Origin of the sequence: Advenella sp. FME57, assembly GCF_014897675.1 — a bacterium.
Lineage (GTDB): Bacteria > Pseudomonadota > Gammaproteobacteria > Burkholderiales > Burkholderiaceae_B > Advenella.
The window spans coordinates 86,341-111,944 of sequence record NZ_JABUXU010000009.1; the positions used below are offsets into that span (position 1 = coordinate 86,341).

26 protein-coding genes are annotated in these 25,604 nt (G+C 54.4%); 21 read left to right on the plus strand and 5 right to left on the minus strand.

The window, feature by feature from the left end; all coding sequences use genetic code 11:
* Window positions 1-248: 248 nt before the first annotated feature.
* The 3 genes from INT32_RS11970 (at window position 249) to INT32_RS11980 (ending at window position 2,108) form a co-directional block, all read left to right on the plus strand.
* Window positions 249-524 carry a hypothetical protein gene (locus INT32_RS11970; RefSeq protein ID WP_193088965.1) on the plus strand — a complete coding sequence of 92 codons (276 nt, stop codon included), beginning with the start codon at window positions 249-251 and terminating at the stop codon, window positions 522-524.
* Between the two features lie 88 nt (window positions 525-612).
* Complete coding sequence (gene ung / locus INT32_RS11975; RefSeq protein WP_193088966.1) at window positions 613-1,284, plus strand: uracil-DNA glycosylase; 672 nt, start codon at window positions 613-615, stop codon at window positions 1,282-1,284.
* Between the two features lie 119 nt (window positions 1,285-1,403).
* Complete coding sequence (locus INT32_RS11980; RefSeq protein ID WP_193088967.1) at window positions 1,404-2,108, plus strand: Crp/Fnr family transcriptional regulator; 705 nt, start codon at window positions 1,404-1,406, stop codon at window positions 2,106-2,108.
* Between the two features lie 104 nt (window positions 2,109-2,212).
* On the opposite strand, the gene INT32_RS11985 is transcribed toward INT32_RS11980, so the two are convergent.
* From INT32_RS11985 to INT32_RS11995, 3 genes are read right to left on the minus strand one after another with little or no spacing between them, the layout of a single operon-like run.
* On the minus strand, window positions 2,213-2,767 hold the full coding sequence (locus INT32_RS11985; protein ID WP_193088968.1) for a carboxymuconolactone decarboxylase family protein: 555 nt from the start codon (window positions 2,765-2,767) through the stop codon (window positions 2,213-2,215).
* A gap of 8 nt (window positions 2,768-2,775) precedes the next feature.
* On the minus strand, window positions 2,776-3,387 hold the full coding sequence (locus tag INT32_RS11990; protein ID WP_193088969.1) for a DUF4286 family protein: 612 nt from the start codon (window positions 3,385-3,387) through the stop codon (window positions 2,776-2,778).
* The gene (locus INT32_RS11995) at window positions 3,384-4,274 is read right to left on the minus strand and encodes an amidohydrolase (RefSeq protein ID WP_193088970.1); all 891 of its coding nucleotides are present in this window, start codon (window positions 4,272-4,274) and stop codon (window positions 3,384-3,386) included. Before INT32_RS11995 ends, INT32_RS11990 begins: the two co-directional genes overlap by 4 nt.
* Window positions 4,275-4,547: 273 nt before the next feature.
* Here INT32_RS11995 and INT32_RS12000 point away from each other — a divergent pair, with 273 nt between their 5' ends.
* The 10 genes from INT32_RS12000 to INT32_RS12045 are packed head-to-tail and all read left to right on the plus strand — an operon-like array spanning window position 4,548 to window position 14,399.
* Entirely contained in the window at window positions 4,548-4,832 is a 285-nt protein-coding gene (locus INT32_RS12000; RefSeq protein ID WP_193088971.1) for a Flp family type IVb pilin, read from the plus strand.
* 11 nt (window positions 4,833-4,843) lie between these two features.
* On the plus strand, window positions 4,844-6,256 hold the full coding sequence (locus INT32_RS12005) for a Tad domain-containing protein (protein WP_193088972.1): 1,413 nt from the start codon (window positions 4,844-4,846) through the stop codon (window positions 6,254-6,256).
* 1 nt (window position 6,257) lies between these two features.
* Entirely contained in the window at window positions 6,258-6,968 is a 711-nt protein-coding gene (locus tag INT32_RS12010) for a pilus assembly protein (RefSeq protein ID WP_193088973.1), read from the plus strand.
* Between the two features lie 38 nt (window positions 6,969-7,006).
* Entirely contained in the window at window positions 7,007-7,726 is a 720-nt protein-coding gene (locus INT32_RS12015; RefSeq protein ID WP_193088974.1) for a hypothetical protein, read from the plus strand.
* Window positions 7,727-7,740: 14 nt separating this feature from the next.
* Window positions 7,741-8,784 (plus strand): Flp pilus assembly protein CpaB, encoded by a 1,044-nt coding sequence (gene cpaB, locus INT32_RS12020; RefSeq protein WP_193088975.1) that lies wholly within the window; start codon window positions 7,741-7,743, stop codon window positions 8,782-8,784.
* An 11-nt stretch (window positions 8,785-8,795) separates the two neighbouring features.
* Entirely contained in the window at window positions 8,796-10,325 is a 1,530-nt protein-coding gene (locus tag INT32_RS12025; RefSeq protein ID WP_193088976.1) for a type II and III secretion system protein family protein, read from the plus strand.
* A 10-nt stretch (window positions 10,326-10,335) separates the two neighbouring features.
* The gene (locus INT32_RS12030; protein WP_370540220.1) at window positions 10,336-12,333 is read left to right on the plus strand and encodes an ATPase, T2SS/T4P/T4SS family; all 1,998 of its coding nucleotides are present in this window, start codon (window positions 10,336-10,338) and stop codon (window positions 12,331-12,333) included.
* Window positions 12,330-13,175: a type II secretion system F family protein gene (locus INT32_RS12035; protein WP_193088977.1), complete on the plus strand. Its 846-nt coding sequence runs from the start codon at window positions 12,330-12,332 to the stop codon at window positions 13,173-13,175. Before INT32_RS12030 ends, INT32_RS12035 begins: the two co-directional genes overlap by 4 nt.
* A gap of 15 nt (window positions 13,176-13,190) precedes the next feature.
* Window positions 13,191-14,066, plus strand: coding sequence for a type II secretion system F family protein (locus INT32_RS12040; protein ID WP_226816947.1), 876 nt, complete (start codon window positions 13,191-13,193; stop codon window positions 14,064-14,066).
* The gene (locus tag INT32_RS12045) at window positions 14,067-14,399 is read left to right on the plus strand and encodes a DUF192 domain-containing protein (protein WP_193088978.1); all 333 of its coding nucleotides are present in this window, start codon (window positions 14,067-14,069) and stop codon (window positions 14,397-14,399) included.
* 102 nt (window positions 14,400-14,501) lie between these two features.
* Here the strand turns inward: INT32_RS12045 and INT32_RS12050 are convergent, their stop codons facing one another.
* Entirely contained in the window at window positions 14,502-15,386 is an 885-nt protein-coding gene (locus INT32_RS12050; protein ID WP_193088979.1) for a LysR family transcriptional regulator, read from the minus strand.
* A gap of 102 nt (window positions 15,387-15,488) precedes the next feature.
* Here INT32_RS12050 and INT32_RS12055 point away from each other — a divergent pair, with 102 nt between their 5' ends.
* The 8 genes from INT32_RS12055 to INT32_RS12090 all read left to right on the plus strand — a co-directional run bounded on the left by INT32_RS12055 (window position 15,489) and on the right by INT32_RS12090 (window position 24,781).
* The gene (locus INT32_RS12055) at window positions 15,489-17,162 is read left to right on the plus strand and encodes an acyl-CoA dehydrogenase family protein (protein WP_193088980.1); all 1,674 of its coding nucleotides are present in this window, start codon (window positions 15,489-15,491) and stop codon (window positions 17,160-17,162) included.
* A 74-nt stretch (window positions 17,163-17,236) separates the two neighbouring features.
* Window positions 17,237-18,217, plus strand: coding sequence for a tripartite tricarboxylate transporter substrate binding protein (locus tag INT32_RS12060; RefSeq protein WP_193088981.1), 981 nt, complete (start codon window positions 17,237-17,239; stop codon window positions 18,215-18,217).
* Window positions 18,218-18,219: 2 nt separating this feature from the next.
* Window positions 18,220-19,362: a CaiB/BaiF CoA-transferase family protein gene (locus INT32_RS12065; protein ID WP_193088982.1), complete on the plus strand. Its 1,143-nt coding sequence runs from the start codon at window positions 18,220-18,222 to the stop codon at window positions 19,360-19,362.
* Window positions 19,363-19,512: 150 nt separating this feature from the next.
* On the plus strand, window positions 19,513-21,306 hold the full coding sequence (locus INT32_RS12070) for an acyl-CoA dehydrogenase (protein WP_193088983.1): 1,794 nt from the start codon (window positions 19,513-19,515) through the stop codon (window positions 21,304-21,306).
* A 154-nt stretch (window positions 21,307-21,460) separates the two neighbouring features.
* A complete protein-coding gene (locus tag INT32_RS12075; protein ID WP_193088984.1) occupies window positions 21,461-22,105 on the plus strand; it encodes a peroxiredoxin in 645 nt (214 codons plus the stop codon).
* A 594-nt stretch (window positions 22,106-22,699) separates the two neighbouring features.
* The gene (locus INT32_RS12080; RefSeq protein WP_193088985.1) at window positions 22,700-22,912 is read left to right on the plus strand and encodes a hypothetical protein; all 213 of its coding nucleotides are present in this window, start codon (window positions 22,700-22,702) and stop codon (window positions 22,910-22,912) included.
* A 544-nt stretch (window positions 22,913-23,456) separates the two neighbouring features.
* Window positions 23,457-23,843, plus strand: coding sequence for a 50S ribosomal protein L19 (rplS, locus tag INT32_RS12085; protein ID WP_193088986.1), 387 nt, complete (start codon window positions 23,457-23,459; stop codon window positions 23,841-23,843).
* A 218-nt stretch (window positions 23,844-24,061) separates the two neighbouring features.
* Entirely contained in the window at window positions 24,062-24,781 is a 720-nt protein-coding gene (locus tag INT32_RS12090; protein WP_193088987.1) for a CoA pyrophosphatase, read from the plus strand.
* Between the two features lie 74 nt (window positions 24,782-24,855).
* Here INT32_RS12090 and INT32_RS12095 read toward each other — a convergent pair whose 3' ends face one another.
* The gene (locus tag INT32_RS12095; protein WP_193088988.1) at window positions 24,856-25,386 is read right to left on the minus strand and encodes an AAA family ATPase; all 531 of its coding nucleotides are present in this window, start codon (window positions 25,384-25,386) and stop codon (window positions 24,856-24,858) included.
* Window positions 25,387-25,604 lie beyond the last annotated feature (218 nt).

A 25,604-nucleotide genomic window follows, 5' to 3' on the forward strand; every position in this document is an offset into this window, starting at 1 on the left:
CACAATTGCGATAATGTGACTGAAAAACCCCTGAAAAATACCTAAATTGATGCTCAATTGGCACTTGCCTTTGCGCCGTTGCCCGACGATGTGTCATATTTTTACGACGGCGCCGGGCGATCCAAATGCAGCGACACAAACGCAATGGCTTTTTCTTGTACAATCGCCTCACGCTGCAATCTCCCCCCAGTTTCTTAAGGCTGCGCCATATTCGGTAAGCGGCTGATTATCAAGGACATACTGCACAGATGAATGTGCCCCAATCGCACCTGTTTCAGGAACGGCTGCTAAAGATGTGCCTGACGACTGCGTTGCTGGTCGCGGTTGCGCTCATGCGGGCGGCATACGCCGCACCTGATCTGGGCGCCGCCATGTCACACGCTGACGATGTCGCGTCCGCACCGATCCATACGGGTCCCGGCACACTCGAATCAACCTTGATAGCACCTGCTTCAGGCGCGTTTGACCGGGTGTTGACAACAGCGGTTACTTCGATGTCGCCAGACAGTGGCAGTGCGCGATAACCCATGTCTGCTGCGAGGCGGGCATGACAATAGTTGGTACAATTCGGTTTTTCACTAACCAATCCGGCGCTTGGTGCCGCTAAAACACATGACTGAAGTCGTCCAAAGCTGGGCCGATGCCATCGGGTCCGAAAAGGAAAAGCCTTATTTCATATCGCTGCGCGAACGTGTCCACCAGGCCCGGGCAAACGGCAATACGATATACCCATCGGAACAAGACATGTTCAGCGCCTTTCGGCTGACGCCACTGGAGCAGGTCAAAGTCGTCATTCTGGGGCAGGATCCCTATCATGGACCGGATCAGGCACACGGCCTGGCATTTTCGGTCAAACCGTCGGTGCGCATTCCGCCGTCACTCTTGAATATTTACAAGGAACTTAAAACCGATATTCCAGGATTCACCATGCCCAACCACGGTTATCTTGAAAAGTGGGCGCAGCAGGGCGTGCTGCTTCTGAATACAGTGCTCACGGTCCAGGCGGGCATGGCTCATTCACATGCTGCCTGGGGATGGGAAACATTCACAGACCAGGTGATTCGTGCGCTCAGCGAAAAAAGGGAACATCTGGTGTTCATGCTATGGGGCAATCACGCCAAAAAGAAAGGCGAGTTCATAGACAAAAGACGCCACCTGGTTCTGACAGGCGTTCATCCTTCTCCGCTATCTGCAAGCCGTGGATTTTTTGGCTGCCGGCATTTTTCAAAAGCCAACGAATATCTCCAAACCCAAGGCCTGGCGCCGATCGATTGGCAGGTTTAAAAAATGGCAGGTCTAAACAAAAATTGATCGAAATGATGAGATTTTATTGACTTGTATCAAAATGTATTTTCATTAATGCTTTCACAATAGCGCTTATTCTCATTGGAAGGATTAAGCCTATGGTCAGAGGTGGTCTATCTGTTTGTGAATTCCTGGCTCGCTTGCCCATGTTCGAAGGTCTGGCGCCGGCCGCAGTCAAGACAATAGCGCAGTCAGTCACGCATCGCTCGTTCCACAAGGGCGCACTCATTCATGACATCATTGAAAAAGGCGCGACCCGCAAAGGGTTTCACGTTGTCGTCAACGGCAGTGTCAAGCTGTTGTTTGTCGCGCCCAATGGTGGCGAAAAAGTCGTACGTACCCTGGGGCCGGGCGATAGCTTCGGAGAAGAGAGCGTCTTTCTGGAGAATATGGAAAGCCTGGTGTCCGCGCAGGCCACCAGCGCTCTGTTTTTACTGCATATTTCAAAGGACAGTATGCTCGCTCTGCTTGAACGCGAGCCGGCATTTGCCATGCGCATGCTCAGCAACATGAGTCGCCGGGTGTATGCTTTGCTCAAGGACATAGAGTCTTATACGCTCAAATCGGCTACCCAGCGCGTAGTGGACTATTTTCTTGAGCATGCACAGCTTCAGGATGGCGGGCAGTTCCGTTTCAACACCAACAAGGCGCTGGTTGCTTCACTGCTAAACATCACACCAGAGCATTTTTCACGTATCATGCGCGACTTGTGTGCGCGTAACCTTATTATGGTAGAAGGCAGGGACGTCTATATTCCTGATCCAGCCCGCCTGCAAACCTACGAAACCCTGGAAAGCGGGTAGCACATTTATATACCCGCACGCCGGTCGTGTTTCATCGCATGCTGGCAGAGCAGGATTCGATGTCCCGTGCTCATCGGGGTTTAAATCATCGTTTAAATCCGAGTTTATCTTGTGAACTGTGCCTGCGCGCCTTCGGGCAGTCCAACTTCAAAAACATTCAGGGTCATTGAGATCAGAGTGTAGTATCCAGCCAGCCCGACCAGGTCCACAACGTTGTCCTGGCCCAGCGTGTCGATTGCTTTGTCGTACAGCCACTGGGGTATCTGGCGGGTGGTCACCAGCGTGTGCACAAAATCATGTACAACCTGTTCATCTTCCCGCGCAAAGGGAATGGGCTGACGGTTATGCATCAGTGCGTCAATAGTGTCCTGTGAAACACCCGCTTTGAGCGCGATCGGCTTGTGCGCCCACCATTCAAACTCAGATTGCCACAACACTGCCATCGTCAAAATAGCCAGTTCAGACAGGCGGGTGCAAAGACTCGAGTCATAGCGGCAGTATTGACCCAGCGCCTGAGCATGCTCGGCCAGACCGGGCCGGTTCAGCCAGATAGCCAGCGGCCCGCGTACCTGACCGCGTGGGCCCGCGGCAATAGCAGCATATACCTGCTTTTGATGGTCGTTCATAGTGGCCGGATCCGGCACTGATAGGCGGGTCATCGTGTTCCTTACCTGATAATGTTGAACATGGTGCGTTTGGTATTTTTGAAGTGCGGGCGTACCCGGCTGCTCCATTCGGTGCCCCGGACTGCAAGCCATTGCGGTGAACCAAAGATGTCTTGTGCCTGCAGCAAATAGAGCGCGTGGTAGCGCGGCGCGCCATCACGATTGTGTAGGCGCATGGCTCTGACGGTGCCTGGTACGGCTGCCAGGCCTGGCATATGCTCTTGTGTATACCAGTCATTGAAGTCGGCTTCGGCAGTGGCGTCAACGTCGGTTTCCACAACGTAATGCCAGGTCGCTGTTTTGTCCCAGGCCTGGCCACGCAGATCCAGCGTGAGCTGCAGCAGGTCTGTGCTCGCATTAGGGTAGTGCTGTGCAATAGCGGCCGCCAGCGTATCGGTCGGCCGAATCATGCTTGTGGTTTTCGTTGGCTCTTGCGGCGCGGTGTTATCCAGGGCATCGGCAAGATAGATATAAGTCTCTGGCGCGTCTACGGCATGGCACAGGTGGGCACGGTGGTCACTGGCGCCCAGGACATTACTCAGTAACGCATCGCAGTGCTCGCGGGTCAGTCGAAGGCCGGGAATGCGGATGACAATGACAGTTGACATAGTCATTTGGCCGCTCCGGTGGCCTGGCAATCATCGAATCGATAGAGCACCTGGGGGTTGTCGGCAAGGATCTTGTTGCGCAGTGCGGGATCCTCGCAGACCGCACCGAAGATATTGAGCAACAGGCCATCATCAGGCACCTCGCCTGTGACATTGGGGTGCGGCCAGTCGCTGCCCCATAGGGTACGATCGGGCATGGCGTCAATAATGGCTTTCATGAATGCATGGCCTGCCGTATAAGGCGCGGCGCCGCCGGCCAGCCGATCCACGCCGGAAATCTTGACCCAGGCCTGCCGGCAGTGACGCAGTTGCAGCAGCGCTTCAAAGGCTTCGCTATGTAAGCCTTTATTCGTGTCTATTCGTCCCATATGATCAATCACAAAGGGGACGGGTAGATTTTTAAGGTCCGGCAGCAGGCGCAACAGTGAAATCTCATCGGCGTGAATACAGATATGCCAGCCCAAGTCGGCAATTTTGCCGGCCATAGCCGTCACGTCGTCGATTGTTGCGCCAGCCAGATGGGCAACGAAATTGAAACGCACGCCTCGAATGCCGGCCTGGTCCACTTGCAGCAACTGATTCCGGCTTACGTGTGCCGGCAGTAGCGCCACCCCGCGGTATTGACCCCGGCTTCGTCCTATGGCATCTGTGATCGCTGTCATATCGTAACCATGGCAGTTGGGCTGGACCAATACGGCGCGGCGCAGACCCAGATTGGCCTGTTTGGTATTCAGATCGTCAAGGCCTGCATCGGGTGGCGTATAGGAGCGATTGGCGTCAAAAGGAAAGCGCTCGGCCGGGCCGAAGATATGACAATGGCTGTCGCAGGCATTGACGGGGACATCGAAGGTGATCTTTTCGGTGTGCTTTTTTGCCGGCGCACAGTCAAACATGGGTCGCGTTCCTTGGTGATATTCAAAGGCGGTATTTCAGAGGTGGTATTTCAAACGGCATATTAGCTCGCTTGTTGCTCATGTTAGTAGGCTGTGGCAGCAAGCGCAATGGGCCGGTTTTGAATTCTGTTATGCATAAAACGTATACACAGGCAGCCAGGGGCGATTGCGCAAGCTGCGGCATATGGAAATGTCGCTGTCGGATTCTGCGAATTGCACCGGTCGCCGCTGCACGGCACACTATCTGCCTCATCAATCAATCGGAGGACAGGTATGCAGGAACGTTTAAAAGCGCAACGCGGGCAGGGCATGACTGAGTACATTATTGTTGTTGCCCTGGTGGCTATTTCTGCTATTGCAGTGTTTCAGCTGTTCGGTCAAACGCTGCGTTCGCAGACCGCAGCCATTGCCAGGGAACTGGCCGGCGAAGACGGCTCAGCCGAATCCCAGGCCGCCCGCAGCGCGGCTGAACGGGCAGCAGGGCAAACTGCAGCCAAATCGCTCAAAAGCTTTACGGGCAATGCAGACGCTGTCGGTGGCGGCTCAACAGGGCAGTAATTGCATTTGTCATGAACGAGCTGTACTTGAAACATCGCCAGAACATGCGGCTTGACACTCAACGAGGTCAGGCGCTGGTGCTGGGTCTTTTTCTGGTCATGCTGCTGGCCGTGGCACTTATCTATCAGTTCGGTGTCGGGCAGGTAGTCGGGCGTAAGGCGCGACTGATGCACGCGGTAGACGCGGCGGCCTATTCAGGTGCGTTAGTACAGGCCCGGGCGCTGAATATGCAGGCGTATATCAATCTTACCCAGACGGCGCACCAGGTGGCGATGGCGCATCTGGTGACACTCGGCTCCTGGGGTCTGTTTGCGGCAACACAGGGCCAGCAGCTGGCAACGTTCAATCCGCCTGCCCATGTGATCGGCATGATGTTCGGTGCGCAGCACCTGGCAGGGTACACCGCCTCTGCCCGTGCTTTGGCGTTACGAGACATGGCCCGCACAGGGGGCGAACTGCCACGTCTTTTTGCAGAACATGACCGGATCGTCCGGCATGTGCTGCAGGCGGCCTCTGAAGCAGTCCATCAAAGCATGCAAAGCGCCAGGGATCGGGCGATCACGCAGGTGCTTGAGCAGAATTTTCCAAAAAGTGCTGTTACGCAGAAAGCGCTGTTCACACAGGGCGGACCGGTTCGTCAGCCAGCAACGGTCGTGCCCGTCAGCTATCCGGCGGACCAATCTGCGCCGTTGTCATGGGTTGCCCGCAATCACCTTGAAAAGCCCTACACCACGCGCTACAGGCCAGCCGCAGGCTATCGACGGTTTCTTGAAGACGTGGTCGCGCTTTATGATTTTCTGGATGTTCGTGACCATGTGCAGCGCAATAGCTGGATGGTGCAGTATCAATGTCCGCAACTGCGCCACGAACTGCGGCGGCGTGGTCGAACAGTGCTCGACAGCAGCGGTAACTGGCAATCAACAGATACCCAGTCCTATCATGCGCTCAGAAGCAATCAGTATATTGGCTGCTACTACCGGGAATATCCCATGGGATGGGGCTGGATCCCCGGCCGCGCGAATCTGCCTGGCACTGATATGCCTTACTCAGAAAACGCACCCGATAACTTTGGCGATATTGATTTTTGGCGCTGGGTTACTCGGGCCACAAGCTGGGATATTTTTTCCGGCAGCGCCAATCCGCTGGCAAACTCACGGGCCGTCGTCGGAAAACCTCAATGGGAGGGGGGCGGCCTGGTTCCTTTTTACGATGTGCGTGACGCTTATCGCCGTCGCCCATTGGGGTTCGCGATCACCGTCAGGCAGCATTTTGCCGATCAGCCCGCGCTTGTTGTATCTGCGTCGGCAGAGACATTCTTTGAACCAGCCAGCGAAAACAGGAAGTATCGCAACGAACAGCCGGGGATGTGGCATCCCTTTTGGCAGGCGCACCTTGTTCCAAATCCGGTCAAAAAGGGAAATTGATATGAAATATCAGCATGGACAGGCACTCACCGAAGGCTTGATTGTGCTTTTATGCGTGCTTACTTTTTTTGCTGCTGCCACCTGGCTGGGGCGACTGCAAGATGTGGCGTTGTATGAGCAACATGCCAGCCGTTTTGGTGCGTTTGAGCTTGCCAGAGCAGGCAATATCGACAACGCCAAATTGTCGCCCCGGTTTTTCCAGGGGCGGCATGCGGGCTGGCGCAACCGGCAGGGTAATGCGCTGGTGGTCGATGACAGAATACAGGTTACGTACAACAGGCAGGCCCGCCTTGATCCTCAAAGCCAGCCTGGCGCAGTTGACAGGAACGCGACCATTTTACGCGAGGAGTGGGAACTGAAGGACAGCGGCATCGCCAATGTGTCACTGCGCATTCGTCCGCGAGCGACTACGCCATCCGAAAAAACGCTAACGCGTACTGAACGGGTAGGGTGGGCATTGGATTTTATCGACAGTCTTGCAGTGTCGCTGCGCAGGCATACCGCAATTCTGGTTGATGCCGGGCACGCCATCAATGCACAGTCGGCACACGAGCGCGCGGCCGCTTCCAATACTGCATGGCAGCAGATCGCGCGCGCGTCATATGCGGCAGGGAAAAAAATGGCAGCCGCTGCCATGCCCGTTGATACACCCTGGGGGCGAGCGGCGTCCGTTTTTGACTGGTTCATGCCCTGGGCCGGCAAAAAACCTTAAGTCCCTGTTGTTACTTGAATCATTTTCTGGACCATTGTATGCAGGTTTTATTCGTCAAAATCGTCTTTGTATTTACATCGTTGCTGTGGCATGGCGATGTGGTTGCAGCGAGTGCTGCAAAAAATGCTCCCGTTGCATTGCTGCGTAATGTATGTCGGGAACTGAAGCTGTGCACCAAGGTGACGCCGGTATCAGTTCAGGTGTTTGGTATGCCTTCCGCGTTTATGGTGCTCAATCTTCAGGAACCGCCAGGACAACTTATGCAGCGATTGCATGGCCGGTCTTCACCGTTTTCGCAGTTCACCCGAGTCGGGAACCAGATTTTCTATAGTGGCTTGCTTGGCCAGACGAGTCTGCAGTTGGTGGTAGACGTGCTCAATACAGATACCACCCATGCACTATTGAGTGCGACGACGCTGGCGCCTGCCGGTACCGATCCGAATCCAGCAATAGACCCACTGCGCTTGCCAGGCAGTCGCATGCTCCAGCTGGTGCCCGATGGCGCCCGGCTGCTAATGGATATCTGCTATGCCGATCGCGAGCGCACCTGCCATCAAGTTTATTCTTATGCGCATCTGAGTACCGAACAGCTTGCCAATGCATTGAAGACGACGCTTATTGCTGCCAACTGGCAAGCCCAAAGCATAGCGGCAGGTCTTGCTACCTGGATTCGTCACGGTCGAACGTTTCAATATTTCCTGGCCAACGTCAAAGGCAATACAACGCTTTATCTGATGGCGCCTGCAATCTTGTGGTAGGGCGGGAGGAAAAAATGCGAATCTTCAGATTAAGCCGCAACGCCTTGCTATTGCTTGCGGCAATTGCGGCAGGTCTGGCGGCGGCCTGGTTTGCGCGGCGCTATATACAGGATCATATCCGGGCGCTGGACGAGCAGGCCAAAGTGCGAACGGTCAGCCGGATCGTCGCCGATTTTGATCTGCCCGAAGGATTGCGACTGGAGCGTTTGCATCTGGCGGTCATGCAGGTCCCGGCCAGTTGGGTTCCCAGCGGCAGCATTGCACCCGAAGACGTGCAAAGCATCGAAGGCAAGGTAGTGACAACTGCAATGCGCAAAGGGGATATATTGTTGCGCGCCAATCTGGCGTCCCAGCGTCACGAAGCATTCTCACAGAAAGTGCGAAGCGGCAGGCGCGCCATTACCATGCCGGTGGATGCCATCAATTCGGTCTCGGGCATGCTGGTGCCGGGCGATCTGATCGATCTTTACGTGTCGTTCGAATATCGCCGCAAAAGGATTACGGCACCACTATTGCAGGGTGTATTGGTGCTGGCCACCGGTAGCGACAGCCAACCGTCTGGCGTTGGGGACGAATCGGTTCAAGGCACAGCATTTTCAACGGTCACGTTGGACACGGCACCGGAAGAAGCAGCCAGACTGGTGGCGGCGCGGCAGGCCGGCACCATTACGGCCTTGCTGCGACATCCGAGTGATGTCAAGGCAAGCAACAAGGGCGTGCAGGGGGATCTGGCGACGCTGCTGGGAATTGCAAAACCGATATCGGTTACACGGGCCAGAGCTGCAGTCATTTATGGCAACCAGCCGCAACACAGGTTACCAGCGCTGCTCTCCGATCCCAGGCCGAGCATGCCCGAGTTGTCCAGAGGGCTTATTGAACTGCCCGAGACAGAGGACATCGTGAGCGCATGGATCAACTCGCTTCCAGGTGTCAGAACATCAGGCAGCGCCTCGCCAGTTGAACCCATCGCTGCCAACGAAGGCATGTCTGTTGCTGCCGATGACGTTCGTGATATAGGAGCAACCCAGGTTCAGACACCAGCCGTACCCAGGGATTAGCAGGAAGCGCTATGAAATTTATTTATGCATTTTCATTTTTTGTTGCACTGGAAATGGGCGCCATGGTGCCGTCTTGCGCAAACGAGCAACCCCGCTCGCAGATCACATTGCAGGTTGGTGACGTCAAAGTATTGCCGTTTGTCGATCTGGCCCGTGTGGCCGTGGGCGACGGAAAAATTGTCAACGCGGTCACCGACGGTGAAAACGAGCTGGTGCTGTTTGCCCGGGAGCCGGGGCAAACCGTGCTGAACATCTGGGACAAAACACATCGAAGTCAGCAGTTTCACGTATTGGTCCGCGCTGTCGGGGAACAAAAGCTGCAACATGAAATACGGCGTATGCTCAGTACGATAGGGCGGATTAAAACCACGCAGGTTGGCGACAAGATCATTGTCGAAGGAGACAATCTGAGCGATGCGGATCGTGAGCGCCTGCTGGTGCTTGTCAGGCATTTCCCACAAATTGTGGATATGACCAGCCAGATCGGCTGGGACCAGATGGTACTGCTCGATGTACAGATTCTGGAGCTGCCCCGCAATGTATTGCAGGAGCTCGGTGTTAAATGGGGCACGCATGCTGGTGGGTTTTCCATGGGAGCCGTCTGGGACACCGGGTCCTCGCGTCTGTCGAGCAGGCCGGGCGACAGTGTGCTGGACATTCCGTTCAGGGCCATCTCGCCTGCCGGCTATTTTGGTCTGAATGCGCTGCTGTCCGCATCACTGCAGGCTTTGGCCCAGGAAGGACAGGCAGTTGTATTGGCCCAGCCACAATTGATGGCACGTAGCGGTGCGACGGCAGAGTTTCTGGCCGGCGGCGAGGTCCCTTATGTGACGACCGACAAGAACGGACAGAATCAGACCGTATTCAAGCCTTACGGTGTGAGTCTGCATATTACGCCGCGCATCCAGAAAAATGGTAACGTGAGATCAAAAATAGAAGTTGAGGTCAGCTCGGTCGATGCCTCCATGGCGCTCAACGGCGGGCCTGCGCTTAAAACGCGCCGCACCTCGACAGAGTTCAATGTACAGTCCGGCCAGACGCTTGTGTTGGCTGGTTTTGTCTCCCGCGATCAGTTTCGTAATGCCGACAAGTTGCCCGGCATGGGCGACCTGCCTATTCTCGGCGCGTTGTTTCGATCAAACAGGTTTCAGCGCAATGAAACTGAACTGGCCATATTTGTACGACCCGTTGTGGTCTCCGCAGATAACCGCGATCTGCAAAAACGCGCAGCCCGTTCCCGCGCCATCATTGACGAGACGTTCAAGAACGCGCCGATACTGAATACGCCAGTGGCAGCGGGCAGACCCGAGGAATCGCAGGCGGTGCCAGCATCGGTCAAACGCCATTATCCCATCTGGATCCCCGCAGGGCAGCGGTGGCAGTATTCGCGTAAGTTGCCGCCTGCGGACCGCGCCGGTCGTTTGACGGGGGAGCGTACCGGCGGCGTTCGACGCCAGCGCCATGTGCCGATACGGGTGCGCCACTCTCGATGGAAGCCCATTCTGCGACTGCAGTTATCCGATATAGATCAAACTTTTTGAAGGTGGGACAGTGATTGTGATTGACATGCACTTTGAAGATGGAACATTTCAGAGTCGCCAATATGCGTTGCCGGCCATAGTGGGAAGGCAAAAAGATTGCCAGATTTGCGTGCGCAGCTGGCGCGTGGCCCGGCAACATGCCCGTCTGGTTCGTCGGCAGGCCGGGATCTTTGTTGAAGATATGGGGACACTTGCCGGTACGATTGTCAATGGCATACGTATTACCGAGTACGGGCCGTTGTCTGCCGCCGACGAAATACTGATCGGCCCGTGTCGCATGCTCATACGTGATGTGTTCATTGCAGATTCGGCGTACACGCGCGGCAGCGCCTCTGTCGAGTACGCACACGGGCACGGTCGGTCCCGCAGCGCCCAGGTACAACAGCAGTCACAACATCAGGGGAACCAGAGGCGATCTGATCTGCCAACAGACGATTCGCTCCATAAACCTGCTCAACATTCAGTTGATACACCAGTTGATACACCCGTTCATGATCCACAAAATGGTCGCTCTCAGGAACCACAATGCGGCGTTTCGGTCACGCAGCCGGATCCTGTTCCGGTCCAGAGTCCAACCGGGCCGCAGGGCACGCCAGCGTCTGTTTCCTGGCAGCCGGCAAGTGCTGACTGTGGCGAGAGGCAACAAACCGACCTCACGCACGCTGCGCGCGATCAGCAGTGGTATCAGCAATGGCAAATGCAGTTGCATGCCAGCCTGCTGCAGGCGCTAGACTTGCGTCGTAAGGACGTATCACAGATGACAGACTCGGCGCTGAGGCTTGAAGCTGCCGCTATGCTTGATCGGATTCTGGCTGAAAACCGGGCATTGCCGGCCGATATCGATCGTGAACGCTTGAAGCAGAATGTGCTGGACGAAGCGATCGGACTCGGGCCGCTGGAGCCCTTATTGGCAGACCCGGCCATAACTGAAGTTATGGTGAATCGCTACGATGAACTGTTCATAGAAAAGGCCGGGCGACTGACCCGCTATAACGGCGCATTCAGTAGCGAAAAATCGGTGCTTGGGGTCATCGAGCGCATTGTGACGCCTTTGGGGCGCCGGATCGACGAAAGCTCGCCAATGGTCGATGCCCGTCTCAAGGACGGTTCGCGCGTCAATGCCATCATCCCGCCTGTTGCCTTGCGCGGCGCCAGTCTGACCATTCGCAAGTTCCCTCACTTTCGACCCGGTATGCAGGATCTGCTGCGCCTTGGCTCGCTTGATGCAGCCATGCAGCAATTTCTCACGCTCTGTATCAGGCATCGCAAGAATCTCATTGTCTCGGGCGGAACCGGGTCCGGTAAAACCACCTTGCTCAATATCCTGTCCAACTGCATACCCGAACACGAGAGAATTATCACGATTGAGGATGCGGCAGAGCTACGCCTGAATCATGAGCATCTGGTCGCACTTGAAGCGCGTCCGGCCAACCTCGAAGGCAAAGGCCAGGTGTTGATCCGCGACCTGGTCAGAAACGCCCTGCGCATGCGGCCTGACAGAATTGTGGTGGGCGAGTGCAGGGGCGCGGAAGCGTTTGACATGCTGGCCGCAATGAACACCGGCCACGAAGGCTCCCTGACAACTTTGCATGCCAATACCCCAAGGGACGCACTTGCGCGTCTGGAGACCATGATACTGATGGCGGGTATGGATCTGCCTTTGGCCGCGGTCCGGGAACACATTGCTGGCAGTATCAATTTCATTGTGCAGCAAAGCCGTCTTGCTTGCGGCCGGCGTGTGATAACGTCAATTACGGAAATTTGCGGGCTGGAAAGCGGGGTCATCAAATCGCAGGAAATTTTTCGCTTCGACCGCAAAGGCACGGGCGCCTTTATGGGGTTGGGGATAGCGCCTGACTGTTTTGATGCCTTGCGCGTGCAGGGCGTCCCGATCGATATGCAAATGTTCAGCCAGTACACGCCAGCCATTTCCGGTGCCCATGCGTTTATGTCGTCGGACAATCAGTTGCCTGAATCACAAGCGCAGTTGCAGGAGTGTTCACAATGATCTGGGCAGTGTTGCTGTTTGTCGTGATTTTTTTTGCAGTTGTCTTTATATTGCTGCAACAAATATTTGGCCGCATATTGAAAAACTGGGAAGATCGGGTCAAGACAGAGACAACCCGCCGGCTACAGGATTTCTTTTTGTTTATCGATCCGTCGGCCCTGTGGTCGGGCAATGTCGTTCTTTCGCTGTCACTGGCATTTATTGCCTGGGCGCTCAGCGGCTTGTGGTGGGTGGCCATGATGACCGGCTTGCTCGTCTTTCTGGCACCTAACTGGCTGGTAGCCAGATTGCGCCGGCGGCGTCTCGCACAATTTGACGGGCAATTGCCCTCCATGCTGCTGGCGCTTGCCGGTGCCCTGCGGGCCGGGGCAGGCGTCCACGCGGCAATCGGCCAGATAACGGGCCAAGCGCCTGCGCCGCTTTCCCAGGAATTTGGCCTTGTGCAGCGACAGCAAAGGTTGGGCATCTCCTTTGAACAATGCCTTGATGATCTCTTTGTGCGCATGCCTTCAGAGTCTACGGGCTTGCTTGTGTCGGCATTGAAAATCGCGACTCAAAGCGGCGGCAATCTTGCCGAGGCCCTTGAACGCATCGCCCAGACGCTGCAGGCCCGCCAGCAGATACAGGGACGAATTCGGGCGTTGACGTCACAGGGGAAAATGCAGGCCTGGGTCATGGCAGGATTGCCGTTGCTCCTGATGATGGTGCTCAATATGCTGGATCCGGCAGCCATGTATCCGATGTGGTTCCATCCGGCTGGGTGGATCGTCCTGGCGATTATTTTTTTGTTGGAAGCGCTGGGCATTTGGCTTATTCTCAAAATTGTGAATATCGATATTTAGGAATGAAAAAAGAAAATGGCATTCTGGGTTAGTTGCATATTCACGGGTATTTCCATTTGCCTTGGTCTTTACCTTTTTCTTTCGCCTGCAAGCAAAAAGGTCGTTGTGCCACAGGCCTATCAGGAGAAAAAAGTATTAGTCTTGCTTTGGCCGTGGATCCACGTGCTGGGGCGCACCATCATTCGTTTTATGTCATGGAGATATCGCGCGCGTTTGGTGTCATTGCTGCGCAGCGCAGGGCTCGAGCAGGTGGTGCAGATCGATCACATTGCCGGCATCCAATGCCTGTTCGCCTGCTGCGCTTTCGTCAGTAGCGTTCTCATACAAGTGTCGCAACTGAATGAACGCCTCATATCCGTGCTGTTGATTGCACTTGTCATGGGGCTGGCAGGCTTGCTGCTGCCACTGTTGTGGTTGCGAGAACGTGGCACCAGGCGCCGGCAGCGGATCTTGCGTGAGTTGCCCTTCCTGCTGGATATGACGACCTTGTGTGTAGAGGCCGGCCAGAACTTGCAAGGCGCTTTGTATCACACGACAAACCTGTGTTCGCCTGGTGTTTTGCGTGATGAGTTGAGTTACTGCCTAAGCGAAATACGCACGGGTAAGCCCCGCATTGATGCGCTGAAGGCCATGGCCGCGCGTACCGGTACTGCGGAAGTGTCCCTATGGGTTGCCTCCATTGCGCAAGCGGAAAGCATGGGTATGTCGCTCGGTCCGTTATTGCGTTCGCAATCGGACCAGCGCAGACAGGAGCGTTTTAACCGTGCAGAAAAGCTGGCTCTGGAAGCGCCGGTAAAAATGCTATTGCCGCTGATTTTCTGCATCTTTCCCTGCACCTTTATCGTTCTGGCATTTCCCATCGCGGTAAAAATCCTGCAATCCGGAGTATGAATGCGGCTATCGTCCACCTATACACTAATCACGTTTGACTGTTTTTTTCAGCGCCTGGTCGGCTTAATGGGACGGAAGGTTATTCATCCCCGACATGTTTTCCACTTTGTTCCCTGTAACAGTGTCCATACTTTCGGCATGACTGTTCCGCTGACGGTTATCTTTCTGGACAAGCAGTCGCGTGTCCTGCATTTTATCGATTATCTTGCTCCTGCACGCGTGGCCTGGTACTGGCCGGCGCGGTCGGTGCTTGAGCTTCGCGCAGGATCCATTACCTCTAACAGGCAAGCGCGGGAGCTTGTCGCTTTGCTATTGCCCATGAATGTCGCCTGAAAAAATCGTTCGTTCGATCATCAGCAAACGGCACACGCTAAACAATTTCAAAAAAGCCAGCCAGTTCAACCAACAGGCGAAGCAGCCGTGCATCGCGAAGCTTTACGCGGTGTCATAAAATGCAATAATGCGCTCAATGGTACGACTGATGATCGGATCCTGTTTTTTTCGCGACCATATAACAGATGTAATAGAGCGCTGGGTGTGCTCAAATTCCAGAAATTGTAAATCCGGCAGGCCGCAGTGTTTCATACAGGCCGGCACCAGTGACACGCCCATGTTCTGGGATACCATGCTCAGAATACTCAGCCAGTGACGCGTCTCGTCTACAGCCTTGGGAAAGAACCCGGCGCTGATGCACATTGACAGGAGTATTTCATAGTAAACCGGCGACACATGACGCGAAAAAAAGATGAACCGCTGCGCGCTGAAGTCGGCAAGGGCAGGGGCCTTCCTTTGCAGTATGGGATTGTCCTTGTGGGCGCAAAGCAGGAACGGCTCGGTGACAATCACCTTGTCCTGCAAATCGGTCGGCAGCCGATTGCTGTGGATGAATCCCACATCGACATGGCCCATTGCAACTTTATCGACAATGTCGCTTGAATTGGATTCGGCCAGTTCAATATTGATCTGCTCGCCTTCAGGCCCCAGCCGCTGCAACAGTGCCGGCAGGCCGCGATAGACCATGGAACCCACAAAGCCGATGCGCAGGCGGCCACGCTCTGTCGAGTGGGCAAGGCGATTTTTGAGCGAGCCGGCGTGACTGAGCAGGAAAAGTGCTTCCTTGTATAGCACGGCGCCCGCGGGCGTCAGGCTGACATGCCGGCTGTTGCGTTCAAACAGCTGCGCGCCCATTTTCTCTTCAAGCTGTCGTATGGCCAGGCTCAATGGCGGCTGTGAAATGTTCAGGCGCGCCGCGGCTTTGCTGAAATTGAGGGTTTCGGCAACGGCAACAAAATAGCGAAGGGCGCGCAGTTCCAGATCCATATCTATATATTATATGTATAGATCTAAATAAAAATAGTATTTCCATATATACATCGATTTAATTACGCTGGGTATATTATTTAAGTTCAGAAAGGTCAGGACATGGAGACAAATAATATTCCCAATAGCCGGGGCAGCAATTTCTTTACGCTCGATCCTTATTCCGGCGCCTTGCTCAAAACCTACCTACCTGCGCCGCTATATGCCCATCTGTTACCGGTTTTCAATGAACTGGGCGCAGCAGTGGGGTCACGCCTGGATGAGCTTGCAGATACGGCCGATAAAAACCCGCCTGTACTGTCGGTGCGCAACCGCCAGGGCCAGGATGCCTGCGCGGTTACCAAACATCCGGCTTATGTTGAGCTGGAGAAAATGGCTTATGAAAAACTTGGGCTGGCAGCCATGTCGCATCGGGCTGGGGTTCTGGGCTGGAATCAACCCTTTCCTCCCGCGGCCAAGTACGCGTTGTCACATTTATTCGTGCAGGCCGAGTTCGGGCTGTGCTGTCCTGTAAGCATGACCGATTCCCTGGCGCGAACGCTGAAAAAATTCGGTGATCCGGCCCTGGTCGAACAGGTCTTGCCGCAAGTGACGGCAACCGAGTTTGCCGATCTGCAACAGGGCGCCATGTTCATGACCGAGCAGGCTGCTGGGTCCGATGTCAGTGCTACACAGGTGATCGCCAAGCCTCACGAAGATGGACACTGGTGGTTGACGGGAGACAAGTGGTTCTGCTCGAATCCTGATGCGGGTTTTGCCATGGTGCTGGCGCGCAGCGAAGACGTTGACGGGCTCAAAGGCGTGTCGCTGTTCCTGTTGCCCAGAATATGCCCTGACGGCGCGCCCAATCAGTATCGGATATTGCGGTTGAAAGACAAGCTGGGTACCCGTTCAATGGCCAGTGGTGAAATCAGGCTGGAAGGCGCTTTCGCATGGCTGGTCGGCGCACGTGGCAAAGGCTTTCAACAGATGGCCGATATGATCAACAACTCCAGGTTGTCCAATGGGATGCGTGCCGCCGGGCTGATGCGTCGTGCAGTCAGCGAGGCGGTCTATTTCTGCGGTCACAGAAAAGCCTTCGGCAAGCGGCTCATCGACATGCCTTTAATGCAACGGCAACTGGTCAAGATGATGACACGGGCCGAGCAGGCCCGCTCGGTCATGTTCCAAACTGCAACGGCGCTGGAAAAGGCGGACGGCGGCGATACGTTTTCAAGGGATTTGCTGCGCATCCTGACGCCACTGATCAAGTTTCGCGCCTGCCGCGATGCCCGCGTGGTAACCGGAGACGCCATGGAAGTGCGGGGCGGCTGTGGCTATATCGAAGAGTGGTCCGAGCCGCGCCTCATGCGCGATGCTCACCTGGGCTCTATCTGGGAGGGCACCAGCAACATCGTGGCGCTCGACGTATTGCGTGCGATACGCAAGAGCAATGGGTTGGCCGCCCTGCAGACCCATGTACAGGCTCTGCTGGAAACTGGCAGGCCATGCGAGGCCTCAATGGCCGGCCTGCAGACCGACTGCATTGACAAAACATTTGCGCTGGCAAGGCGTGTGGCCGACAGCGAAGATGCTGTCATGGCGCGGCAGGTTGCATCTGCGCTGTATCACGTGGCAGCGCTTGCCAGCATGCGCTGGGAAGCCTCTCACACCGGCTTGGAATCACGGGCCATGCTGGCCGATCAGGTCTTGATCCATCGTCTGGCGCCGCGTGACCCGTTATCACAGACGAAATGCGAGGGCGCAATGCAGGCCCTGTTGGCTTACGCGCTGTAATCTGCATACATACTCACTTTTTACAATATGCGCGGCCGGCTATCTTGCACGGCTCGCGCAACAGGAGGAGACTCATGAACAAATCAAGGATTTATGCCCTGGCTGGCCTGCTGGCCTGTCTGGTGGTTCCTGGCGCTGCGGTTGCTGAAGACAACTTTCCGTCCGAAGTCGTAAAGCTTGTGGTGCCTTATCCGCCGGGCGGTCCTACCGATGCACTGGCGCGCAGGCTGGCCCAGGGCGCCGGGGAGAAGCTTGGTACGACGATTGTGGTTGAAAACAAGGCTGGGGCCAATGGCAATATCGGCGCCGAGTATGTGGCGCGCGCCAAACCTGACGGCTACACCATTATGTTCGGCACGTCCGGGCCGCTGGCGATCAATACCAGCATGTACAAAAACCTTCGGTACCAACCGGAAACCAGCTTTACACCGATCATGAAAATTGGCCATTTGCCCAACATTCTTGTTGTCAATCCCAAGGTTCCGGTAAAGAAAGTGCAGGAGCTGATTGTGTATGCCAAGGCCAACCCGGAAAAGGTTACCTATGCTTCTTCTGGTACCGGCGCGTCGTCTCATCTGGCGGGCGTCTTGTTCAATACCATGGCTGGTACCCGCATATTGCATGTGCCATATAAAGGGACCGGACCGGCGCTCAATGATTTACTGGGCGGGCAGGTTTCCATGGCCTTTACCGATGTCCTGACTGCGTTGCCACATATTCGCGAACACAAACTGAATGCCCTGGGGCTGGCGGCAGGCCAGCGTTCCAAGGCGCTGCCCGAGCTGCCGACCATTGCGCAGCAGGGGCTGGACGGCTACGACGTGAGTGTCTTTTTCGGTATTGTCGGACCAGCAGGCATGTCCGATCAGGTGGTCTCGTCATTGAACGACGCATTCAAAAGCGCCATGGCAGAACCCGACATACAGGCCACCTTGGGCAGCCAGGGCATTGTGGAAGCCGACAAAAAGACGCCTGAAGAACTGGCCCAATTTATTCACAGCGAAGTGAAGAAGTGGCACGACGTCATCTCCAACGCATCCATCAAACTCGATTGACTATGACCGCAACAAAGACTCATACTTCCCCAGCCTCGCTCTCTGGCATCCGCGTTATCGACCTGACCCGGGTGCTGGGCGGACCGTACTGTACACAGATTCTGGCCGATCATGGCGCGGAGGTGCTCAAGATCGAGCCGCCGGCAGGCGACGAAACGCGTGGCTGGGGGCCGCCGTTTATCGATGATACCGCCGCCTATTTCATGGGCGTCAATCGCAACAAGAAAGGCTTGGTCGCCGATTTGTCGACCGAGCACGGACAGCATTTTTTGCGCGAACTGTTGTCGCAGGCTGATGTCCTGATTGAAAACTTCAAGCCCGGCACACTGGAAAAATGGGGGCTTGGCAAGGATGCGCTGCAAGAGGCGTTTCCGCAGCTTATCCATTGCTGCATTAGCGGTTTTGGCGCGGACGGCCCCCTGGGTGGTTTGCCTGGTTATGATGCCTGCGCCCAGGCCTTGTGCGGGCTGATGAGCGTCAATGGAGAAAAGGACGGTGCCCCGACGCGCGTGGGCCTGCCGGTGGTCGATATGGTGACGGGGCTGAACGCGGCAATCGGGGTGCTTCTTGCCGTAAACGAACGCAGAACCAGCGGCCAGGGGCAATATCTGGATGTTTCACTTTTCGATTGCGCCGTCTCGCTGCTGCACCCTCATGCGCCCAATTACTTTGCCAGCGGCAAGGTGCCCGGCCTGACAGGCAATGCCCATCCGAACATCGCCCCGTATGAAAGTTTCCCCACCGCCTGCGGCCAGTTGTTCCTGGCCGTCGGCAACAACCGGCAATTTGCGACGCTGTGTAAGGTGCTCAAGTGCCCTGATATTGCCCAGGATGCGCGTTTTATCGATAATGCGCAACGGCTGGCGCATCGACAGATTCTGCATGAGACGCTGTGCGCCGTGCTGGTGGCGCATCAGGCGGCCGAGCTGGCCGATGAGTTGATGAAGGCCGGTGTGCCCGCTTCACCGGTAAACAATGTGGCTCAACTGCTGGCGCATCCGCATACCAGTCATAGAAAGATGGTGATTGAGCAGGGCAGCTATCGCGCCATTAACACACCCATCAAACTGTCGCGCACGCCTGCACAATTTCGATCGCCACCCCCGGGCTTTGGAGAACATAACCAGGAATACGGCGTAAAGTGATTTGTTCAAACACGGTTTAAATCGCCCTGTCTGGTTACGGTTTTGCGGATAGTGTAATATTGATTTGACAGGCTTTTCCCGGGCGCCAATCACGTTTGCGCCGCAGCCAGGCCGCCATTATTCAATTGACTACGACATAACGAGACAGCCATGACATACAAAACCCCTCTTGACGATATTTTCTTCAACCTTAAGGATATGGGCCTGCTTGAACAGGTGCTGGCCCTGCCAGGGTATGAGGAAATCAGCGATGATATTGTTGACGCTGTATTGCATGAAAATGCAAAATTCGTCCAGGAGGTGGTGGCGCCAACCAACCGGGGTGGCGATCAGCAGGGTGCCAAATGGGACAACGGCAAAGTTACCACGCCAGCCTCGTTTGCCCAGGCGTTCAAGGCTTTTGCCGAAGGCGGCTGGCAGGGCCTGCAGCATTCACCGGAGCTCGGTGGCCAAGGTTTTCCGAAACTAATATCGGCAGTCATTTCCGAAAACCTGAATGCGGCCAATCTGGCCTTTGCCTTGTGTCCGTTGCTCACTGATGGCTGCGTTGAGGCTATCACGCAGGCGGGCAGCGAGCAGCTCAAGCAGACGTTTATACCGCCTATGCTCGAAGGGCGGTGGACGGGCACCATGAATCTGACCGAACCCCAGGCCGGCTCCGATCTGGCCTTGCTTACGACCAAGGCCATTGCCCAGGACGACGGCACGTACCGCATCAGTGGCCAGAAAATTTTCATCACTTATGGTGAACATGATCTGGCAGAAAATATCGTCCATCTGGTCTTGGCCCGTACGCCCGACGCACCCAAAGGCGTCAAGGGCATTTCCCTTTTTGTGGTGCCCAAGTTCCTGGTCAATGAGGACGGTTCACTTGGCAAACGCAATGACGTTTGGTGCGCCTCCATTGAAGAAAAGCTGGGCATCCATGGCAGCCCGACTGCCGTGCTTTTATACGGTGCCGACAAAGGCGTGGTGGGCGAGGGCGCCATCGGTTATCTGGTCGGCCAGGAAAACCACGGGCTGCAATATATGTTCATCATGATGAACGCAGCCAGATACAACGTGGGCATCCAGGGTATTTCAGTATCCGAGCGCGCCTTGCAGCAGGCCCGCGCCTATGCGGCCGACAGGCTGCAGGGCAATGCGCTGGAAGGATCGGCCGGGCCGGTCAGCATTGATCATCATCCGGATGTGCAGCGCCTGCTGATGACCATGCGCGGGCTGACCGAAGGCGGCCGCGCTGTGGCACTGTATGCGGCCATGTGCAACGATGTCGCGCATCAGCATGCTGATACAAAAACAGCGGATTTGCATCGTGCCCAATATGAGTATCTGGTTCCTATCGTCAAGGCTTTTAGTACTGAGAACTCGGTGGAAGTGGCTTCACTGGGCATGCAGGTGCATGGTGGAATGGGCTACATAGAAGAGACCGGCGCGGCCCAGTATTATCGCGATGCCCGGATTTTGCCTATTTATGAAGGGACGACCGCCATCCAGGCCAATGATTTTATCGGACGCAAAATCCTGCGTGACGGCGGTGCGGTCAGCCGCGGCTTTATCGCCGCCATGTGCGACACGGTTAATGCGCTGAACCAGCACCAGGATGATCCCGCACTTGCTTTTATCGGTACGCAACTGGAAGTGGCAGTCCAGGCCTATCAGAATGCCCTGGATGCCACACTTCAGTTCGCTGCCAAGGGACAGATGCGCAGTACGTTCGCCGGAAGCGTGCCGCTTCTTATGCTCGCAGGTTATGTACACGCTGGCTGGCACCTGGCTAACGCTGCGCTCAAAAGCCGCGAGCGACAATCGGATATCCATCGGCAGAAACAGGCCACTGCGGTATTTTATGCCGCTCATCTATTGCCACGAGCGCTGTCATTGTCATCTGCAGTCAAGGCGGGTGACAATGTGCAGGAAGCATTTTCAGCCGTATTTTCCTAATACGCATGAGTGCCGCGGTTTTGTTTTAATATGCAAATTGGGTATATCAAAATTATTATTTATTCTTTTAGGGAATAAATAATCTTTGCCATAATCCCGGTATACAGTCCGATGAAATACATCGGACATTCCCCACGCTTACCAAGGAGATACCATGAGCACAACACTGCGTTTGGGCGATACCGCCCCCGATTTTGAACAGAATTCGTCCACAGGCCCCATCAAGTTTCACGAGTTTCTGGGCGACAGCTGGGGTGTTCTGTTTTCTCACCCGGCCGACTTCACGCCTGTTTGCACAACAGAGCTGGGTTATACGGCAAAGTTGGCCGATGAGTTTGCAAAGCGTAATGTAAAAGTACTGGCGGTATCTGTTGACGACGCCGATTCACACAACAAATGGATCGATGACATCAACGATACGCAGAATACAACGGTGAATTTTCCGATTCTGGCCGATGATGACCGTAAAGTGTCCACGCTTTACGACATGATTCACCCCAATGCCAGTGCAACTGTTACTGTACGCTCTGTATTCATTATCGATCCGGCCAAAAAAATTCGCCTGACCATTACCTACCCGGCAAGTACCGGCCGCAATTTCAACGAAATCCTGCGCGTCATCGATTCATTGCAACTGACCGATTCCCATAGCGTGGCCACACCGGTCAATTGGGAAGACGGTGATGACGTAATCATTGTTCCGTCGTTGAAAGACCCTGAGGTGCTGAAACAGAAGTTCCCCAAAGGCTTTACTGAAGTACGCCCCTATTTGCGTACGACGCCACAGCCAAATAAATAATCAGCCCTGTGGGCATGTTCTGATTGTGCTCTGACACAGCCAGAACGCGCCAACTGCCTTTGGGCGGTGATTCGACAAAAAAGCCATGACGGTGTTCAAGTCATGGCTTTTTTGCGTGTGGCCACGGCATTTATGTGGCCTCATCCAGAGGGTCGGCAATGTTCGGGCACTGACCTGAAAATCGTCGCTCGTAAGCGGTGTTCGTCTTAGATGCTCGTCTTAAGAAGGCGTGTCTGCGTGAGAGCCGTGGATGCAGGCAAGTCAGATGGATCAGGTCGCTGGCAGCGACAGGGCAGTTGTAAGGGATGAGAAGGGACGAGTTTTAATCTTTTGATTTAAAAGAAGAAAATGTTTTTTGATTGAAAGCGAAGATGGAATACAACACAGAAGCTGCAATGAGTTGAAATTGCGCTTGCAAAAAATACTGTATGGATATACAGTATTACTTATCGCAATGCATAGTCGCGATATAACTAGAATAGGGTCCTAGTTATCGCCTGCCCGCCGTTGAATGTGGTTCCAGTTTGGTGTTTTCCAGCATTCAGATTGTCATTCGGCCCGGGCGGGCACCTCTTAACTCTTGGAGAATTCATCATGACAACCCAAATTCGCAAGCCTGGTGCCCCTTCTGCTTCAACTATATCAGCCTGCCGTCAGTTCGACCAGTCTTTTGCTACGCTTTATCGTAAAAAAAGCAGCAAAATACAGCGTAGCAGTCATCTGCTGGCCGATATTTGCATGGTGGCTGCGTGGTTTGCTTTAATTCCGGTCATGAATCTTTTAGGTATGGCGGCCGGTCTGGCTTGATGGCTATATCGTCACGGCGTCAATGCCGGGCGCTGCTTATCGCCAATCAGCTATATTGCTGATCGGGTGCCGCCGTTTCTCAAATATACCATTGCTCCCTATATACCGCCGTTTCACATATAGCCGTTTCCTATATAGCCGTTTCCTATATATCGATGTGTCCATAGGCCGTAGTTCCCAGGCTGCTACTCCCATAGATCGCCGTGTCGATCACACCGTTCCGGGCCAGCCGTCGTCTGCCCTGAGTTGTCCCCCGGCAGTGTTGCACGCGGGGTGTCCGGCGCATGACGTGCGAGGGCGCTCGATTGCCTGCGGCGATGGAACCGGTTTTGTTGGGGTTTTGTTGCTTTTTTATTGAATTCAATCACTTAAGTCGCAATTGTTTACGCAAAAATGACCAGATTGCTGGTCAGCTTATCTCTAATAAGTTATACTTGCGAGTTCTATTTATCCTCTGTCGGCAAACGCACCTGAATGGGTCGGTGCAATCACAAATAATGTGACGTTATTCTAAACAGCCGTTCATGATGAACCGGAGTCTATTATGAATCTTATCGAAAAACTCGAGCAGGAAGAAATCCAGCGTCTGACTGGTGGCACTCCTGTGACTGAATTTGCACCAGGCGACACCGTTGTGGTTAGCGTGAACGTAGTTGAAGGCACCCGCAAACGTGCCCAGGCATACGAAGGCGTGGTTATTGCCAAACGCAATCGCGGTCTGAACTCGTCTTTCATTGTCCGTAAAATTTCTTCAGGCGAAGCCGTTGAACGGACATTCCAGCTGTATTCTCCACAAATTGCGTCTATCGTTGTCAAACGTCGCGGTGATGTACGTCGTGCGAAACTGTATTACCTGCGTAACCGTTCTGGTAAAGCTGCGCGCATCAAAGAAAAATTGGTACGCAAGGCCGACAAAAAGGCAACTGCATAAGCGGTTTTCAGTTACTGCTTTATCCAGTATTACCCCCTTTGTTGCCACCAGGTGTCTTATGGTGGCGTAAATGGGTTGAAAAGCCGGCATTGCCGGCTTTTTCAATGGGCGCTTATCACGCCTTCCCGTTTCATTTTATTCCGGATGGATAGCAGCGATGCTTAGGTGTCGTAAAATGGACGCGTTGATAAATATAATCGATTCCACAGGACACTGTTTTGACTGAACCACTAAGAAAGCCTATTACGCCCGGTTTTGACGTGCAGGCACAAAAATGGACGGTGGCCAACGAAAACCTGCACGCTATTTCTCCTTCTGTGCTCACGGCTTCGCTCATCGAGCGCGCCTTTGACCATGGGCTGGTCTGGTCTGCCGATGCGCTGGTTCACCAATGGAACGAAGCAAAAATCATTCAATACCAGTCAGAATCCTATATTGACTCTGCTGTTCTTATGCCTCTGGTAAAGCGTGATGCTGAAATTTTCGTGCTATTGACCAAGCGCTCCGAAAAACTGTATCACCATCCGGGGCAGGTCAGTTTCCCCGGCGGACGGGTAGAAGACGGCGATATCAATCCACAGCACACGGCATTGCGGGAAACCTTTGAAGAAATTGGCGTGCCTACGCAGGCGGTTACGGTTCTTGGTCAATTGCCGGAATTTTATACTGGCACGGGCTTTCTGCTGCGCCCCTACGTTGGCTGGCTTGCTAATACGGTTGAAATAAAAACAGACCAGGTGGAGGTGGCAGAGGTCTTTCATGTGCCACTGGCATTTCTGATGGATCCGGCCAATCATCGTCTGCATCATGCCATCGCCCCGGATGGCAATGAAAGATATTATTACTCCATGCCCTGGAATGGTTATTTCATATGGGGTGCAACCGCAAACGTGATCAGGAATTTTTACCATCGCGTGGTGGCCGTGGTTCAGGACTGATCTGTCGAGTGTCTCCTTAAATGTAAATATTCCATAATGAGTGACAATGGAATTTCATAGTTGGAGTCAAGGTGTCACAAACGAAACGTATCGGTTTGCATGGCGCTAATTACCATCTTAAGCGTTTGCTGTCGGGTTTGGCCATCAGCAGACAAAACATGGTGTTCCAATTTACCGAGCGACGAAAACTGGTGATGGAGCGCTGCGATAGGCTCTGGATCTGTCAACGTGTCGTTACCGCGGTGCTGACAGCGAGCGATTGCCAGCGCTAATGGAGGGCGCAGGACTATGTAATGCACTGGCGTGGTAATTGTCTGGAAAGACGGTAAAAAACATGGGCCGATTATGCCATCGACAACTACAAAATAGCCACCAATCGCATAGCTTTGAGCCACGCCAGAGAGTGCACCCATGACCACATTATTTTGTCTATGCGCACTGTGCAGATAGGGCGCAATGGCGCCATTTTTGATGAAGCGCCAAAAGTCGTTGGTATGCAGATGGACCTTTGCAGACCCATGTTGTTCGGCCAGGGCCAGTGCGGTGGTTGTTTTTCCTGAGCCCGGTGGCCCTGTGAGAATAAGGATTTCGCCAGCGTGTTCCATAACAATTCCGTGTGGATGCAACCGCTCCTGATTTTCGATGACGGCTGACGGTTGTTTTGTTGCTTTGAAAATAGTCCGGCCAATTGTGGAACAGAATTAAGATATTTGCATTCATTGTGTAATTTCGACAGGATGCACATTCCCAATTGATGAAAAAATATCAGATCAAGACAGCCATTTTTACTGAATTTGAAACTGGACACGACTCTGATTCGGGG